8 protein-coding genes are annotated in these 17,049 nt (G+C 66.0%); 4 read left to right on the forward strand and 4 right to left on the reverse strand.

The features are described 5' to 3' along the window. Positions 1 to 8: 8 nt before the first annotated feature. Both ACEL92_RS10380 and ACEL92_RS10385 read right to left on the reverse strand, forming a co-directional pair. Entirely contained in the window at positions 9 to 746 is a 738-nt protein-coding gene (locus tag ACEL92_RS10380; RefSeq protein ID WP_374025478.1) for a Type 1 glutamine amidotransferase-like domain-containing protein, read from the reverse strand. Beyond that, the gene (locus tag ACEL92_RS10385; protein WP_374025479.1) at positions 739 to 11,484 is read right to left on the reverse strand and encodes a BTAD domain-containing putative transcriptional regulator; all 10,746 of its coding nucleotides are present in this window, start codon (positions 11,482 to 11,484) and stop codon (positions 739 to 741) included. The genes ACEL92_RS10380 and ACEL92_RS10385 overlap by 8 nt, the downstream gene beginning before the upstream one ends. 135 nt (positions 11,485 to 11,619) lie before the next feature. Between ACEL92_RS10385 and ACEL92_RS10390 the strand changes: the two genes are divergently transcribed. Both ACEL92_RS10390 and ACEL92_RS10395 read left to right on the forward strand, forming a co-directional pair. Further along, positions 11,620 to 14,193 carry a SpoIIE family protein phosphatase gene (locus ACEL92_RS10390; RefSeq protein ID WP_374025480.1) on the forward strand — a complete coding sequence of 858 codons (2,574 nt, stop codon included), beginning with the start codon at positions 11,620 to 11,622 and terminating at the stop codon, positions 14,191 to 14,193. Continuing rightward, positions 14,193 to 14,510, forward strand: coding sequence for an STAS domain-containing protein (locus ACEL92_RS10395; protein WP_374025481.1), 318 nt, complete (start codon positions 14,193 to 14,195; stop codon positions 14,508 to 14,510). Before ACEL92_RS10390 ends, ACEL92_RS10395 begins: the two co-directional genes overlap by 1 nt. Before the next feature lie 17 nt (positions 14,511 to 14,527). Here the strand turns inward: ACEL92_RS10395 and ACEL92_RS10400 are convergent, their stop codons facing one another. Continuing rightward, positions 14,528 to 15,031, reverse strand: coding sequence for a DUF2505 domain-containing protein (locus ACEL92_RS10400; protein WP_374025482.1), 504 nt, complete (start codon positions 15,029 to 15,031; stop codon positions 14,528 to 14,530). A gap of 111 nt (positions 15,032 to 15,142) precedes the next feature. Between ACEL92_RS10400 and ACEL92_RS10405 the strand changes: the two genes are divergently transcribed. After that, positions 15,143 to 15,355: a DUF3072 domain-containing protein gene (locus tag ACEL92_RS10405; protein ID WP_374025483.1), complete on the forward strand. Its 213-nt coding sequence runs from the start codon at positions 15,143 to 15,145 to the stop codon at positions 15,353 to 15,355. Here the strand turns inward: ACEL92_RS10405 and ACEL92_RS10410 are convergent, their stop codons facing one another. Further along, positions 15,356 to 16,375: a YihY/virulence factor BrkB family protein gene (locus ACEL92_RS10410; protein WP_374025484.1), complete on the reverse strand. Its 1,020-nt coding sequence runs from the start codon at positions 16,373 to 16,375 to the stop codon at positions 15,356 to 15,358. It lies immediately after the preceding gene. A 123-nt stretch (positions 16,376 to 16,498) separates the two neighbouring features. On the opposite strand from ACEL92_RS10410, the gene ACEL92_RS10415 reads away from it, so the two are divergent. After that, positions 16,499 to 16,930: a nitroreductase family deazaflavin-dependent oxidoreductase gene (locus ACEL92_RS10415; protein ID WP_374025485.1), complete on the forward strand. Its 432-nt coding sequence runs from the start codon at positions 16,499 to 16,501 to the stop codon at positions 16,928 to 16,930. The last annotated feature ends 119 nt before the right edge of the window (positions 16,931 to 17,049 follow it).

The following is a 17,049-nucleotide window of genomic DNA, read 5'->3' on the forward strand; positions in this document are numbered from 1 at the left end:
GAAAGTCACTACTGGCGCGGCCAACCGTCACCCGAAATTCGGCTGGGTCCGTCGGCGGGCAACAGCGAGCGGGCGATCCGACCGCTCTGGAAACGGATTTGATGCGCGGGACGACGCAGGGGCTCAATAGCGGTGTCTGGATGCACGACGACTCCGCCACCGGACGGAATCCCAAGCCCGCTGGCGGCTCCCTGTAGGGATTCGATCGTCCGCGACAGCAGTGCCCAATCGCCGCCCTCGTCGTGCGCGTCGATGACCATCGGAACCAGGTCGAACACGCCGAACAGCTCAGGTGCGCAAGGTTGCGGCGTCTCGACGACGCCGTAGCGTCCCAGCTGGACTGCACCGGCCGAAACGCCCACCAAGAGCGCGCCCTCTTGGTACCGGCCCAGAATCACGTCCTTCATGCCGGTTTCCTCGAACCTGTTCCAGCCGAGACGCACGTCACCGCCCGCGAGAACAATCAACTGGGCGCTCGCCAGGAAAGTGCGGTCGTCTGGGCCGAACGAGGAATGGATCATGCGGCGATCGGTGATTCCAATCGCATCCATCGCCGCTTCGAAGATCTCGTAGAACTCCAGACGGTCTCCGTTGGAGGCGCCGATGTAAGCGGCGCTCAACGGGTTGGCTCTCGGTAATCGCTCGACGGCCGCCTCGAGGAGCAGCCGGTTTCGCTGTTTCCAAAAGAGCAGCTGACTGTCCGCTAGGAGATAGAGCGGTTGTCGTTGGGGCGCAGTATCAGTCACCGACGGGCCTGGCGGCGGTGATCTCGTCGAACCGGGCAAGGGCGGAGTCGAGGTCCGCATCATCGAACATTTCGCAGCGGTTGACCTTGTCGTCCTCAAATGTGAATAAGACGATTTCTCGCCACTCCGCATCGAAGCCGTCTTGGGAGGTTCCGTATCCCGTATGCGTAATCACGGCTCCAGCGTTTGTCAGCCGGTGCACCGTCTCGATGCACATCTTGAGGTCGGGCGCGACGTCCCACGTCGAAAGGACATATCGGATCAGTTCGCCGGGCTCGAACGTTATCCCGCGCCGGTGGTCAACGTTGCAGAAATCGGTTGTGGTTGTGGGGATTTCGTGCCGGTTGAGTGCGGCATAGGTCTGCGCCATCAGCGACCAAGTATGCGCGTGCGGAGCTGCTTCGCCGGCCATGTAGCGGGCGTCCAGTTCCTCGAATGCAGCCTCGAAGTCCTCGGCATCGAAGTTCACGGTGTGCTTGATGAGGCCGTCATCACCGAGTTCAGTGACGTGCAGCAACGCGACGGCGATTGGGCGCTCGGCCTCATCGAAGTCGCGGTACCGCCCGCTGGTCAGCGCAAGGCGTGAGCCCCTGACGGCGATGGGCTCGATCTCTAGTCGCCAGCCGCTGGGAACGGTCTCGAACATTGTTTGTACGATCTTCCGACGCCCGAGCCCGTCGACCACGTCGCGAAGGCCCCTGCGCCGGTCCTCAAAGAATCCGGCAGCATTCCCACGGGCGAGCAGACCTTCGATGTCGCGGCGGTTGATTGCGTCGACGACCGGCGCCCAAGCTCGCACTGCATCGTTCTCAACCTGCGGCGCTGGCCTGTGTAGTTCGTCGAACCGGGCGAGGGCGGCGTCGAGCTCCGCCTCGTCGAAGACTTCGTATCGGCTGAGCAGGTCACCTTCGAAGGTGCAAATAGTGATCGTCTGCCACTCGGCGTCGAAGCCCTCTTGTGAGGTCCCCTTCACCACTTGGGTGACGACGGCTCCGACTTCGGTTAGCCGGTGCACAGCCTCTACGTAGACGTGTACCTGTGGGAGAAGCTCCCACACGGCACGAACGGATTTGGCCAGATCGGCACCCTCGATTGTCACGCTCCGTCGGCGGTCGATGTAAACGACGTCGGGCATCATCGGCGGAACTTCGTGTCGGTTGAACTGGGCGTGGCCCTGTGTGACCAGCGACCAGACGTGCGCGTGGGTGGCCGCTTCGCCGGCGATGTACCGGGCTTCGAGCTCGGCAACGGCGGCTTCGAAGTCGTCGGCGTCGAAGATGCAGTGAGCAATCATCCGGTTGTCCCCGTCGACCTCCACGACGCCGACCATGTCCGCGCTGACCTCCCCAGGCTCACATCCCTGGGCGGAGGACCAAATACGAGTGAGGGCAAGGCGTTGCCCACGAATCGCAAGGACCGTCGAGACAAGACGCTCGAATCCGACTTCAGCGACTGCCCGCAAGTTGGCGATATTCGTAGCGCGTCCGCGTAATACGCCGGAGTTGATGACCCGACGGTTGTCATGCGACACAGCGTTCTCGGCGAGTAAGTCGGCCATCGCTGTCCAGTCTTGCGCCGTGAGGCAGGTCCAAAACCGTTCACTCACTTGGCTTGCCGCGTTCTCCAGGCGGTGCGGGCGGACTTGCAATTCGTCGAAGCGGGCGAGGGCGGCGTCGAGTTCCGTTTCGTCGAAGATCTCGGAGCGGTTGATCAGATCACCTTCGACGGTCGAGATGCCGATTTCTCGCCATTCGGCCTGGAAGCCGTCGCGCGACGTCCCCTTCACAACCCGGGTGACTACCGCGCCCAGCTCGGTCAACCGATGCACGGTTTCGATGTAGGCGTTGAGCCCCGGCGCGAGCAGGTCCCACGAGGCTTCGAGGAATGCCTCCAAATCGCCCGGCGCGAATGCTATTCCTCGGCGGTGGTCGATGTTGGCCCAGCCCGGAGTCGTCGGCGGTAGCTCGTAACGGTTAACCGCGGCATAGGCCTGTGCGATGGCCGACCACGTCCGCGCGTGGGCGGCAGCCTCACCGGCGAGATACCGGGATTCGAGCTCTGCAAAGGCGGCGTCAAAGTCGGCGGCGTCGAAAAAGACGTGGGCGGCGATCCGCCCGTCGCCGTCGATTTCCGCGACTCCCAACATCTCGACGACGAATTCTCCACGCTGTGAGTCGGGGTTGAAAGAGCGGACAAGGATGAGAGCGAGGCGCTCCCCGCGGGTCGCAATTGCTGTCAGCGTTACCTGCGCAAGGCCCTCGGCCAAAGCCTGCATGTTTGCCGTCACGGCATCGCGACCATCCCAGAACCCGACGTTCACCACTCGACGGCGATCTTCGACGAAGCTGGTCTCGGCCAGGATCTCGGCCGCCCCTGCCCAATCACGTGCCGCCCCGTACGCGAAAAGCCGGTCTTCTGCGCGGCTTGCTGCGTTTTCCAGCCTCGGCCTCGGCTTGCTCAATTCCTCCAGATGGGCAAGCGCCGCACCGAGATCCGCTTCGTCAAACACCTCGCAGCGGTTGATGCTGTCGCCTTCGTAGGTGAAAAGGACGGTCTCTCTGCGCTCGGCATCCAAGCCCTCGTCCAAGGGGCCGTAGGCGGCATGGGTGATGACGGCTCCCGTGTCGGTCAGCCCGTGCACGGTCTCGACGTACATCGTCAGGTTAGGCGCGACATCCCACGTCGGGTGGGCATCCGTGATGATGTTGCCCGGCTCGAACGTGATCCCGCGCCGGTGGTCGATGTTGACGAAGTTTGATGCGGTGGAGAGTGTTTCGCGGCGGTTGAGCGCGGCGTAGGTCTGCACCATGAGCGACCAGACACGCGCGTGGGCAGGGGTCTCAGCGGCGACATAACGGGCGTCAAGCTCTGCCAAGGCGGTATCGATGTCGTCAGGGCCAAACACGACCGTCGCCGCGCATCGGTTGTCATCGTTGACTTCGACGACGCTAATCGCCGCCGCTTGAAACGGCGCGGGTAGTGAATCCTGGCTTGCGAAGGTGAACCGTAACAGCGCGAGGCGCTCCCCGCGGGTCGCGACCACGGCCGCACGCACATCGCTCATCCAGACTTCAGCGGTGGCACGCCAATTCGCCATCTCGACATCTCGACCGCGTCGGATTCCGGCGTTGATGACGGAGCGGCGGTCGTCTGAGCAGAAGTCGTCTGCGAGTAGTTCCGCCATCGCCTCCCAGTTCTGGCTGCGGAAATGCGTCAGGAACTGCTGGACCACCCGGCTTGCCGCATTCTCCGCGGGGAGTGTCGGCTGGCTGAGCTGATCGAACAGCTCGATCGCGGCGTCCAAGTCCCCCTCGTCGAACAGCTCGCAACGCGTGAGTCGGTCGCCTTCGACGACGAGCAGTTGAATCATGCGCCATTCGGCGTCTGAACCGTCGCGTGAAGATCCTCGCGAATCGATGGTGACCACAGCTCCAATGTTGTTGAGCCGATGCACTGTTTCGATCCCGACTCTGAACTCCGGGGTGAGATCAAAGAAGTTCTCAAGAGCTGGGGGCAAGTCGCCGGACGCGAATGGCGTGCCCCGCCGGTGGTCGACGATGACCCAATCTACCGCGGGAAGTTCGTGCCTGTTGAACATGGCGTAAACGTCGGTGATCACCGACCACGTGCGCGCATGGCCGGCTGCTTCATTGGCGACGTATCGGGTGTCCAATTCCTCGAAGGCAGCGTCGATGTCGTCAAGATCGAACGAGACGGCGGCGACGATGCTTTGGTCGGCGTTGATCTCGCTGATGCCGAGCATCTCTCCGAAGAATCCTTCGGGCCCATTATCGCGGAACGAGAAGCCGACTCGCATGAGGGCGAGGCGCTCCCCCCGGGAAGCGATGAGGGTCGATTTCACATCGGCGATCCCCAGTTGTGATATGGCCTGCAAGTCTGCGATCTCAGCGGTTCGACCGTGTCGAATCCCCGCGCCCACCACGCGACGACGATCGTGTTGGGAGAAGTCTTCGGCCAGGAATTTTGCTACCGCATCCCAGTCACCGTCAGCGAAGCTCAACAGGAATCGCTGAGTTACTCGGCTTGCCGCATTTTCCTGCCGCCGCTTCGGCTGGCTGAGTAGTTCGAATCGTGCGACCGCAGCGTCAATGTCGACTTCGCCGAATACCTCAGTGCGGTTGATCAAGTCGCCTTCGATCGTGAAGACGGCGATCCCGGACCACTCAGCGTCGAGCCCACCTTGGGACGTTTCATAGGCCGCATACGTGATCACTGCTCCGGAAGCGTTCAGCCGATGAACTTCCCTCACATAGACATGGTTGCTCGGGTCGAGTTTCAACCCGGCCCGGAGATATGCGGTCAGGTCACCCGGTCCAAACGCGGTCTCGCGGCGGTGGTCGACGTTGACGCAATCGGGCGTAGTCAGTGGCGGCTCACCTCGGTTCAGCGCCGCATAACTACTCGCAATGATCGACCATGCCCCGGAATGAGCGGCCGCTTCGCCTGCAAGGTAACGGGAATCGAGCTCTGCCAAGGCACCGTGGATGTCGTCGGTATCGAAGAAGACGACTGCGGTCATCAGCCCGTCGGAATTGAGTTCGAGCACGCCGACGACATCGGTGAGAAATGCGTCCATCCCGTGATTGCGATCGGCGAAGCGCAGGCGCATGAGGGCAAGACGCGTACCACGAGTCGCCACCACGGTTGCCACCACGGTCGCGGGCCAGAGACCGGCGACTGTCCTCATGTCGGCGATCTGAGCGTCTCGACCATGTTGGGCCCCCGCGCCTATTACACGACGGCGATCGTCGTATACGAGGTTGTCGTCCAGCATCGTCGCCATCGCGTCCCAGTCGCCGGCGGCGAACAACGCCAGGTACCGCTGACCGGTTTGTGTTGCGGCGTTTTCCACCAGGCGCGCCGGCTGGCTGAGCTGACCAAACCGTGCCAGCGCGGCGTCGAGCTCTGCCTCGTCGAATACCTCGGTCCGACTGATCAGGTCGCCCTCGACCGTAATCACGCTGATCACCCGCCATTCGGCATGGAAACCGTCGGGCGAGAGTTCTCGTGCGACGTGCGTGATGACCACACCGCAGTCATTCAGACAGTGCACCGATTCGATGAAGCACCCGAGATCAGACTTTGAACTCCATGCGGCGCCCATCAAAGCAGCCATTCCACCGGGTGCTATCGACGTTCCGCGCCGGTGGTCAATATTCACCCAATACTGTGTCGTCGCCGGCATTTCGCGCCGATTGATCGACGCAAAGCTGTGGGTGATAGCCGACCAGGTCCGCGCGTGCCCCGCCGCTTCGCCTGCGAGGTAGCGCGCGTCGAGCTCCGCCATGGCGGCACCAAAGTCATCGAGGTCGAAGACGACCCGCGCCGACACCTTCCCGTCGGAGTTTAGTTCAAAGACATCGAAGACATCGGTGTGGAAAGCCTCCGGCCCCTTGTCGCGGCCCCAGGTTTGGGTGCGGCACAGTGCCAGGCGGTCACCTCGCACAGCGATGACGTCAGACGTCATGGCCTTGACGCCGATCTCGACCGTTGCCAGCATCTCTTCAAGAGTGGCTTTACGGCCTGGCCGTATACCGGAATTGACGGTCCGGCGACGATCGTCGTTGCGAATGTCGTCGGCCAGAACGTCGGACATCGCGTCCCAATCGCGTGCGGCAAAGAGCGTTTCTAGGCGCTTGTGGGTTTGGCTTGCCGCGTTTTCCAACTGCTTTGCCGGGCGGCTTAGATCATCGAACCTCGCGAGCGCGGTGTCGAGATCCGCCTCGTCGAAGATCTCGCAACGGCTGATCATGTCGCCTTCGACCGTAGCGATATTCACTCCACGCCACTCGGCCTCAAAGCCATCACCCGACGTTCCGCGGGCGGCATGAGCAACGACAGCGCCCAGGTTGTTCAGCCGATATACCCTCTCGAAGTAAGGAGTGATCTGCTGATCGAGCTCGAACCCGGCGCGCACATATGCGAGCAGTTCACCAGGTGCAAAGGCCGCCGCGCGGCGGTGGTCGATGCTCACACAGTCCGGGGTGGCTGGAAAAAGTCGACCTCGACTGATCGACTTAAAGGACTCGGCGATTACCGACCACGTGCGCGCGTGGTCGGCCGCTTCGCCGGCGAGGAAACGAGCGTCGAGCTGGGCAATGGCGGCCTCGAAGTCCTCGACGTCGTACGTGTCGACGTTCGCGATCCGGTCGTCGGCATCGATCTCAACGACGTTGAGGGCGTCGTTTTGGATGGCGGCGGGGTCGCGGCCGGAAGCGCGGACGCGGGCGAGCACGAGGCGTTCCCCGCGAATCGCCAGGGCGCTCACCATCGAGATCGTGAAGCCGACTTCGGCGGCCGCCTGCAAATCCCGCACCACGGCACTTCGACTGTGTTGGGCTTCGGCACTTACGACCCGCCGGTGATCGATACCCACATAGTCCTCGGCGACGTTGTCTCCCAACGCATCCCAGTCGCGAGCCGCGTAGTGCGACCAGACGTGCTCGAACACCAGCGCCGCCGTGTTTTCCAGCCGTCGCCCCGGTGTTTGCTCCGCCTCGAATCGGGCTTCGAGCTCCGCCATTGCGGCGTCGATGTCATCGATGTCGAACCACACCTGCAGCGATATCTGACCATCCTCATCGATGCCGTAAAGCAGGAGAAATTCGTCTTGCGGCGCCCCAGGGCTGACGTCGTCCGCGCCTATCACCAATCGAGCAAGCGCTAGACGCTCTCCTCGCACCGCGACAACCACTTGGGTCACTCGCATAGGGACTGTTTCCAGAACGCGCCTGTTCATCTGTGGGAACCCGCCCGGTGGGACGTCGATCGGCCCAAAGCCGACAATCTTCCGGCGGCTCTCGATGAATCCATCCGGCGCGAACAGCTGCTCGAACTCGTCCCAAGCCTTAAGATTTATTGCGGCAGTCACACGTTCACCCGCTCGAACGCACGCATTTTCGAGTTCGACAACCCGCGCCTCAGGTGGTGGCGGTATGGGCGGAACGGCCCGCTCGCCAACCAGGCCGCGCGCCCTTTCGGTAAGCGCAGCAGCGCCTTTACGCTCGTATAATTCGATCGCCCGCGCGGCGGCGGATCGCGCCCCCGCGGCGTCGCCGGCGGCCGCCAATACCGTTGCCAGGGAAAGACATGCGTCGCCATGGTCGACCAGCGCGTCCGTGCGCTCGGCCAGCGCCAAGGCCTCCTCGGCGACTCGCCGCGCCTGGTCGTGTTCACCGCCGCGGGACAGCAGCCGCGCCCGAAGCGTGCGCCAGGCGATCGACGCCTTCAACGCGTGACCGGCCAGACGCTGACTCTCCGCGCACAGTTCGTCTGCTTCCGCATCGCGATCGAGCGCCAGGCAGGTCCGGCCCAGCAGCGCAGCGGTTTCGGCGGTGTCGGCGTCGAGACCCATGCGGCGAAAACCGTTGTAGGCCTTGCGTAGATATTCCTCGGCCGCAGCGGGCTCGTCGACCACCAGCTCGACAATCCCGGCGAACTGTTCGACCTCGACAAGGGCATGGCGCAGGCCGAGCTCGGTGACCGTGCGCCGCGCCGAGTCGATCATCCGTCGCGCCGCCGCCGCCCGGCCGCGGAAGGCTTCCAACACCGCCTGGCACCGCGTCGACGTCGCTTCGACCGCCGGGGAGTCGGTGGTGATGCGCAGCAGCCGCACCACGTCCAGGCACCGCCCGCCGGCGCGCGGCACCGGGTTGGGGCCCCAAAGCGCGGCCAGTGGCGCCTGCGCCAGCACCGCGTTCACCCGGCGGTGTTCACGCGCGCGCCGAGCGGCGGTGAGAGCGTCGTCGAGGGCGATCTCGCAGTCGCCGATCCTGCCCAGCCGGGCCAGGCAGCCGGCACGCACGGTGTGTGCCTTCGCCTCTCCGGCGGCATCGCCCAACTCGGCCAGTTTGTTGGCGGCGGCGCCCACCGCGGTCTCGACCTCGTCCAGCCGCTCGGGGTGAATCAGCATCGACAGTTGGCCGTCGAAGCATGTCGCCCATGCGGCGAGTTGGGCAGAATCAACTGTGGCCGTTTGCAATTGAGCGACGGCGCTGCTTGCCGAGGCCACGTCGCCCGCGGCCAGCAGGGCCTCGCACCTCGCGATCAGCAGCGCGGCAACTTGGTCGTCACGGTCGGGCAGTTCGTCGTCGATCTCCTCCAGCGCATGCAGGGCGCGGTCGTAAAGGTCGGCGGCGCCCTCGTAGGCCAGTCGCGCCATCGCCTGGTCCGCCGCGCGCCGGCAGTATTCGACGGCCTTCGCCGCGTTGCCCGCCCACGCGCATTCGAAATAGTGATACGCCAGTTCGGCGAGCAGCTCGTCGTCGGCGCCGGGCTCGCCTTCCAAGGTGGTGGCGATGCGCTGGTGTAGCCGCATGCGCCGCACCGACGGCAGCTCGGCGAGCAACGACTGGCGAACGATCGCGTGGTTGAACCGGTAACGGCCGCCGGGCTCTTCGATGACGATGCCGGCCTTGCCCGCCTCGTCGAAAGCATCGACCAGATCGTCTCCAACCACGCGTTCGACGAGTTCCAGCGCGAACCGGCTCCCGACGACAGCGGCGGCGGCGAGCGCCTTGTTGGCCTGCGCGGGAAGCCGCGAAAGACGGCGACTCACCGCCTCGCGCACCCCCTGGGGCAGGGTGCTCTGGTCCCAGCGGCCGCCGCTTTCGTCGACGTGGCGCAGGGCCTCGATGAGGAAGAACGGGTTGCCGCCGGTGACTGCCGCCAATGCCCGGGCCAGCTCTTCGTCGTTGTAGCCGGCCTCGGCGACGTACGCCGTCACGTCGTCTTCGTCGAGCCCGCTGAGCGCCAGGCGGCTGGCGATGCCGTCGCGGTTCAAGTCGGCGAGCATGGCCGCCAGCGGGTGGGAGCGGTCGAGATCGGTGCTGCGATAGGTGCCGATGATCTGCAGTCGGGCCTGCTCCCCGAAACGCAACACATGCCGCAACAGCAGCAGCGTGGGCTTGGCCGCCCAGTGCAGGTCATCGAGGATCAGGACGACCGGCGCGCCCGCGGAGGCCAGCGCCAACAGCGCGACGACCGCGTCGAACAGCGCGTAGCGTTCGGTGTCCGGGTCGGCCCGCGTCGGTGCGGCCAGGTCGGGCAGGACGTCGGCCAGCCCGGGAATGAGCGCGAGTAGCGCCTCCACGCCGCGCAGCCCACGGAGTGCGCTGGCACCCAAGCACGGCACCAGCGACCGCAGAGCTTCCGCGAAGGGCTGGTACGGCGCGCCGAGATCCTCGTCGCACCGGCCGTAAATCACGAGTGCGCCCTGGTCGTAGGCCTGCCGGGACCACTCACCGGCCAGGCGTGTCTTGCCGACCCCCGGTTCCCCGGCGATCAGCATCGCGTTGGTCCCCCCGGCCAGCGCCGCCTGCCACCCCGAAGCCAGTCGCTCGAGCTCGTGGCCCCGCCCGACGAACGGCCCGCGCCCGGCGAGCACCGCGGGCAGGCTCGGGCGTTCCAGCGTCGGCTCGGGGACAGCCTCCGGCCCGGGGTCGTCGGCGCCGAGCAGTTGAAGCTCGAAAACGTGTTCCGGTCGCGCCAGGTTGCGCAGCTGGCGCGTTCCCAGGTCGGCGAGCACAACGTCGTCGGGCAGCGAGTCGATGACGAGCTCCGCCGTCGCGCCCGAGCACAGGATCTGGCCGCCGCTGGCCAGCGACCGCAGGCGAGCGGCGCGGTTGACGGCGCGACCGAAGTAGTCGCCGTCGCGGAGCTCGACCTCCCCGGTGTGCAGGGCGACGCGGATACGCATGGGCTCCCGTAGCGCCCACGGCTCGTGCACGATCGCCTCTTGGAGCTCGATGGCCGCGGCGGCCGCCGCCGAGGGTCGATCGAAAACCGAGAAGGTCGCGTCGCCCTCACCGCGCGTCTTGATCAGCCGCCCCCCGCGCGACGTCACGACTTGTTCGACGAGCTCGTCGTGTCGGGCCAGCGCCGCCGCCATGGCCGCGGCGTCCGCCTCCCACGCGGCCGTCGACCCTTCGATATCGGTCAGCAGAAAAGTGACGGCCCGGGTCACCGACGAAACCTGCTGCGCTGCAGGCGTTTCCAGCGAAGAGTCCTGCGCGACGATCGCGGCTTCCAGCCGGCGGAGCTCGGGGCCCGGGTCGACGCCCAATTCGTCGGCCAGCAGCGCACGCGCACGCTGGTATGCGCCAAGCGCTTCGCCCTGTCTGCCGGCGCGATAGAGCGCGAGCATGAGCTGGCCCCACCGCCGCTCCCGTAGCGGCGCATCGGCTACCGCGGCCTCGAGCTCACCGATGATCTCCGCAGCGCGGCCCGTCGCGAGCAGCGCATCGGCCCGATCTTCCACCAACGCGGCGTGACCCTCGATCCACCGCGTTTTCTCGGAGGTTCCCCGCCGGCTGTCGGGCAGCTCGGGGATCCCGCGCCAGAGGGCGAGCGCCTCCTCGAAGCGGGCCACCGCCTGGCCCACGTCACCGGCGGCGGCCGCGTCGCGTCCCAGCCGGGCGGCCGACTTGTACCGCGCGGCATCCACCTGGGTCTCGGCCAGCGTCCAACCCGCGCCCGCCGTCAGGACGAAGCCGTCACCCAGTGTGCGACGTAACGAGGAGATGTGGGTTTGCAGCGCCTTGGCCGCGGTGCGTGGTGGGTCCTCGCCCCAGAGCAGTTCGACGAGCGTGTCGGCCGCCACGACGGAACCGCCGCGCAGCCCGAGCATCGAGAGGATCGCGCGAGGTTTGGCGCCCGGGATGATGACGGGCGCTCCGCCTTGCCGAACCTGCAGAGGTCCCAAAACCCCCAGTTCCACCGATGGAAGCGTACTCACATCGAACATCGTCGGTGAGGCGATTCAATGCATGGTCAAGATCGAGTAAAGCTCTCGGCGCCCCGAAGATCACCGCCACCCTAGGGCCTGCCCGTGTGAACCGTTAGGTTTGTAGCCATGGGCATCGAGGGGGGAGGTGGATCGGCGTTCACCTGGCAGGGCCGGCGTGAGCTGGTCAGCCAGATCCATGAGCAGCTCGACGAGCTGGTGGCAGCCCGCGACCAGATGGAACAACTGGTCCGGGTCATCAGCGAAATCGGTTCGGACCTCGACCTCGACGTGACCCTGCACCGGATCGTCAAGGGGGCGATGGAGCTGACCGGCTGCCGCTACGCAGCCCTCGGTATCCGCGCCCCCGACGGCGCCTTCGCCTCCTTCGTGCGCGCGGGGACCGACGACGACACCGCGCGGCTGCTCGGTGATCTGCCGGTGGGGGAGGGACTGCGGCTCGCCGACGTCAGCGCCCACCCACAGGCCGGCGCGCTGCAAGCGCACGATCCGCAGGTGCGCGCGCTCCTCGGGATTCCGATCACGGTTCGGGGAGCGGACTTCGGCAGCCTCTACCTCGCCGGCGACGTGGCCGGCCGAGCGTTCTCTGACTCCCAGGCGGCCGCTGTGCGGGCACTGGCGACCGCCGCGGCGGCGGCCATCGACAACGCGCGCCTGTTCGAGCGGGAACGCGAATCCGCCAAGTGGACGAAGGCCAGCCGCGAGATCACCACCGCGCTGCTGTCCGGCGACCCCCAGACCGGACCGCTCCAGCTGATCGTGAATCGGGCGCTCGAATTGGCCGGCGCCGAACAGGCGATTCTGCTGGTTCCGAAGGAGCCGGACGTGCCCGCCGATGACGTCGACACCTTGGTCGTGGCCGCCACGGCGGGCAGATACTCCTCCGAGGTGATCGGTCGCCAGGTGCCGATGGACGGCTCGACCACGGGCGGCGTGGCGCGGCGCGGCCAGCCGCTCATCACCGAGTCCTTCCAGTATCCGATCGAGGGGTTCACCGACGTCGGCGAACGCTCCGCGATAGTGATGCCGCTGATCGCCGACGGCGCGGTGCTCGGCGTCATCGCCGTCGCCCGCGACCCGCAGCAATCGCCCTTCGGCGACGATTACCTCGAGCTGGTCAGCGACTTCGCTCGGCACGCCGCCATCGCCCTGGCGCTGGCGGCAGGTCGCGAACACGCGCTCAACCAGGAACTCGCCCAAGCGGACAGCGTCGACGACGCGGTGAACGCCGCGGCGGAAGAATTGCGCCGGTTGTGGCGGGCCCGCCGCGTCGTCGCCGCCACCTTCCCGGCTCAAAGTTCATCCACCGGAACCGCCTTTGGCCCACCACGAGTCGTGTCGGTAGGCGAGCCGGTGCAATGGGAAGACCTTCCGCCACACACTCAGCGCATGCTCAGCGCATTGCGCGAGGGCGACCTACTCACCCCCAGCACGGGGGAGCCCGGGACGGCGGGCATCGCGCTGCAACACCCCGAGGGCGTGCTCGTCGTCTGGATCGATCTGGCCGAGCGTCGGCCGTTCACCCTCGAAGACCAAACCCTGCTCACCGTGTTGGCGGGCCGGCTCGGCCAGGGCCTGCAGCGGGTCCATCAGGTCGACCAGCAGCGCGAAACCGCCTTGGCGCTGCAGCACGCGATCCTGGGTCCGGCCGACCTGCCGCTCGGATTCGCGGTGCGGTACCAGGCCGCCAGCCGGCCGCTGCAAGTGGGCGGTGACTGGTACGACATCGTCGACCTCGAGGACGGGCGCATCGCGATGGTCGTTGGCGATTGCGTGGGGCATGGTCTGGCCGCCGCGACCGTGATGGGGCAGGTGCGCAGCGCGTGCCGCGCGTTGCTGTTCGAAAACCCCAGCCCCGGGGCGGCCCTCGCCGGGATGGATCGCTTTGCCGCCCGGCTGCCCGGCGCGCAATGCACCACCGCCGTCTGCGCGGTGCTCAACCCCGAGACCGGCGAGCTGGTGTATTCCAGCGCCGGGCACCCGCCGCCCATCCTGGTCCACGCTGATGGCACCGCTCAAATGCTCGACGACGGCCACACCATCGCACTGGGCGTACGGCCCAACTGGTCTCGCCCCGAGGCCCAAGTGACTGTGCCGGCGCGCGCCACCCTGCTGCTCTATACCGACGGCTTGGTCGAACGTCGCCGTACCGCGCTGGGGCAGGGCATCTCCCGGGCCGCCGAGTTCGTGCGGGACGGCCGCGGGTCGACCCTCGACGAACTGGCGAACCACCTCATGTCCGGTCTGGCGCCCAGCGGCGGCTATCAGGACGACGTTGTCGTACTGCTTTACCGTCATCCCGCGCCGCTGGAGCTGACATTCCCGGCCGATGTCAGTCACTTGGCCCCGGCCCGGACCGCGCTGCGCACCTGGCTGACTCGCACCCGACTGGACCCGGAACAAGCGATGAACGTGCTCGTCGCCGCTGGGGAGGCGGTCGCCAACGCCATCGAGCACGGTCACCGGGACCAGCCCGAAGGCACCATCAGCCTGGGCGCGACCGCACTGGTCGACCAGGTGCAGTTGACCATCACCGACACCGGCTCGTGGAAACCTCCGCAACCGGCGAGTTATCCCCACCGGGGACGGGGTATTGCCCTCATGCGGGGGCTCATGAATGACGTCACCATCAATCCCGATGCCGCCGGAACCACGGTTCACCTATCCGCGAGGATCACATGATGCCCACGTCGCTCACCCTCGACACCGCGCGCCGCGACGATGGGGAACTGATGCTGGTCGCGGCCGGGGAGATCGATCTGAGCAACATCGACGCCTTTGTTCAGGCCCTTACCACCGTCAGCGGAAAGGCCGCGACCGGCGGGCCGCTGACTGTCGACCTCAGCGGCGTCGAGTACCTCGACAGCGCCGCGATCAATGCCTTGTTCTCCCACGCCAACCACATCAACCTGATCGCCCACCCGATCCTGATGCCGATCCTGACGATCAGCGGACTTACCGAATTGGTGGCCGTCGAACCCGCGCCTTCGGCGGACTGATGACGACCGGCCGGGCGTCAGGTGTTCTCGGCGATCCAGGTGCTGGTGAAACGCTGCAACGCGGGGAGGCTTTCGGTCAGGTCGGCTTGCATCGATTTCTCGAGTTTGCGGCCCACCAACGGGATCCTCATCGCCACCTCCACGGCGAAGCGCAGCCGCGCCCCGTTCCCGGCGGGTGCCATGAACGCTTCCGCGCGCCCTGACCCCAGGCCCCCGGAGGACACGACGTTGATCTGGCCGCGGACTTCCCCGTCGGCGACGGGTCGCCACGTCTCGCTGTGAACGATCTTCAGCTCCCCGGGGACGACCTTGGCGATCAGCGCGGGCATTAACTGCCGGGATACGTGTTGCGTTGCGCGCATGCTCACCGTGCCGTCGGCCTCGACTTCCAGCGAATCCAGCGTGGTGGGGGCGTTGCTGGCCTTCAGTCGGGCCAGCCAGTATTCCTCGCGGCCAAACGCCGCATGGATTTGTTCGACGCTGTCGGGCGATTCGATGCGGATGTCGAAGGATCGCGACATAGCAACCGATTCTTGCAAACGGCTGACCGACACCGGCGCCGAGTCCGCATCCGATTCCTAGGTTTCGAACGTACGTGCGACGGCTATCCCTCCTCGCGGAGGTGGGAAAACATGACTGACGACACGCGACAGGCACCGAGTGAGAACCCGGAGAAGGACACGTCCGAGTGGGTGACCGGTGACGAGCCGATGACCGGTCCGCAGCGCAGCTACCTGCACACGTTGGCTCAGGAAGCCGGGCGGGATGTTCCTGACGACTTGACCAAGGCGCAGGCGTCCGAACTCATCGACGAGTTGCAGCAGCAGACCGGCCGCGGCAACTGATCACCCGCTGGGCCGGCCCCGGATGGTCGGCGTCGGCGTCGGCGTCCGGGGCGGGCTTGCCTTACGGCCGAGGTCTCCGAATCTGACGCTGACGCGCTGGAAGCCTTTGACGCGTTCGGCTTTCGCCTTCTTGGTGTAGGTTTTGCGGTCCGCCGTGGTGAGTTCCGCGTCGTCCGTGAAGGGGGTGAGCAACGCCCGCGGGTAAAGGTGTTCCACCAGAACGACATTGATCTCGGCGCAGAGAACCAGCGTGGACGACACCAGGAACAGGAAGGCCAGTAAACCCAGCACCAAGGCGAAGACGCTGTTGGTCGCGCTGGCCGACTTCACCGTATGCCGAATGTATCCGGCGCCGCCCCACTGCAGAATCTGCCAAATGACCGCTGCTCCAAGCGATCCGGGCAGCACCTGGCGATAGGTGAGTTCTCGGGCGGTGGTGACGCGAAACGCCACCAGGCAGATCATCGCGTTGATCGCCACGGCGACCAATGCGACGCCGATCTTTCCGAAGACGCCCAGCGCGGTGGTCGCCTGGCCGGCCGCCGACAGAACCGTGGCGGCGATGGCCGCCGAGCCGAGGACCAAGAGCAACATCAGGCTGCGCAGCCGTGAACGGATCGGGTCGGGGCGTTTATTCCTCGGCACGGCCCATACCGAGTCCATCGCATTCTGCACCGCCTGGCCCACGCCCAGCCCGCCGTAAAGCGCGCCCGCAATGCCGACGACCACGGCGACGGTTCCCCCGCTGAGACCCGCGGGCTGATGCAGCTGATCGCCGATGACCGGGAACTGGCTGAGCGTGCTGTGCAGCACCTGCTCCTGCAAGTCGGGGCGCCCGGCGAGCACCACTCCCAGGCCGGTGGTCAAGAGCAGTAATAACGGGAACAGGGACACGAACGCGTAATAGGTGATCAGGGCGGATAGGTAACCGCCTTGGTCGTCGAGATACTTGTATACGACCCCGATCACCACGCCGGCGACGCGGTTTCGTCGCTGCAGCCTGTCCAGCCAGCCGACCATCTCGTGCTCACTTCGTCGCTGCGGAAGCGGATACCCCCCGACGGGATTGCCTGGTGATACCCGCATTCGGCTCGGATCAATCCGCGCGGACCCGGCCCGTCGGTTCCGTGCCAGGATGGGGTGATGGGCGATGACGACATGCATTCGGAGCGCGAGTTCAACGAGCGCAACATCGAGGAGTTCCGCCGCAACGGCGGCAAGGTCGGTGGACAGTTCGAGGGTTTCCCGTTGCTGTTGTTGACCTCGACCGGGGCGCGAAGCGGTGCGCAGCGGGTAAATCCGGTTGCATACTTCGACGTCGACGGCAGGATCTATATCGTCGGATCCGCCGCGGGCCGGGACAAGAACCCCGCATGGGTGCACAACATCCGCGCCAACCCGCGGGTGACGGTGGAGATCGGCTCACAGGGGCCCAAGCCGGCATCCGTGCGCGAATTGCCGCGCGACGAGCGCGATTCCGTCTATCGGATCGTCGTCGAGCGGGCGCCGGGGTTCGGTGAGTACCAGGAGCGCACCGACCGCGTCATCCCCGTGTTCGAGCTGCTTACCGAATAACAGGACCGCCAGCTGGAGGCGACCCACATGACAACCGCCGCGATGAAGCGTGTGGTCTGGGGTTGGGCATTTGGCGCCTTGGCGACCCAGCGCTCACCGCGTCGAGCTGCCACAAAACG

This window comes from Mycobacterium hainanense (assembly GCF_041890355.1).
In the GTDB taxonomy this organism is placed as follows: Bacteria; Actinomycetota; Actinomycetes; order Mycobacteriales; family Mycobacteriaceae; genus Mycobacterium; species Mycobacterium hainanense.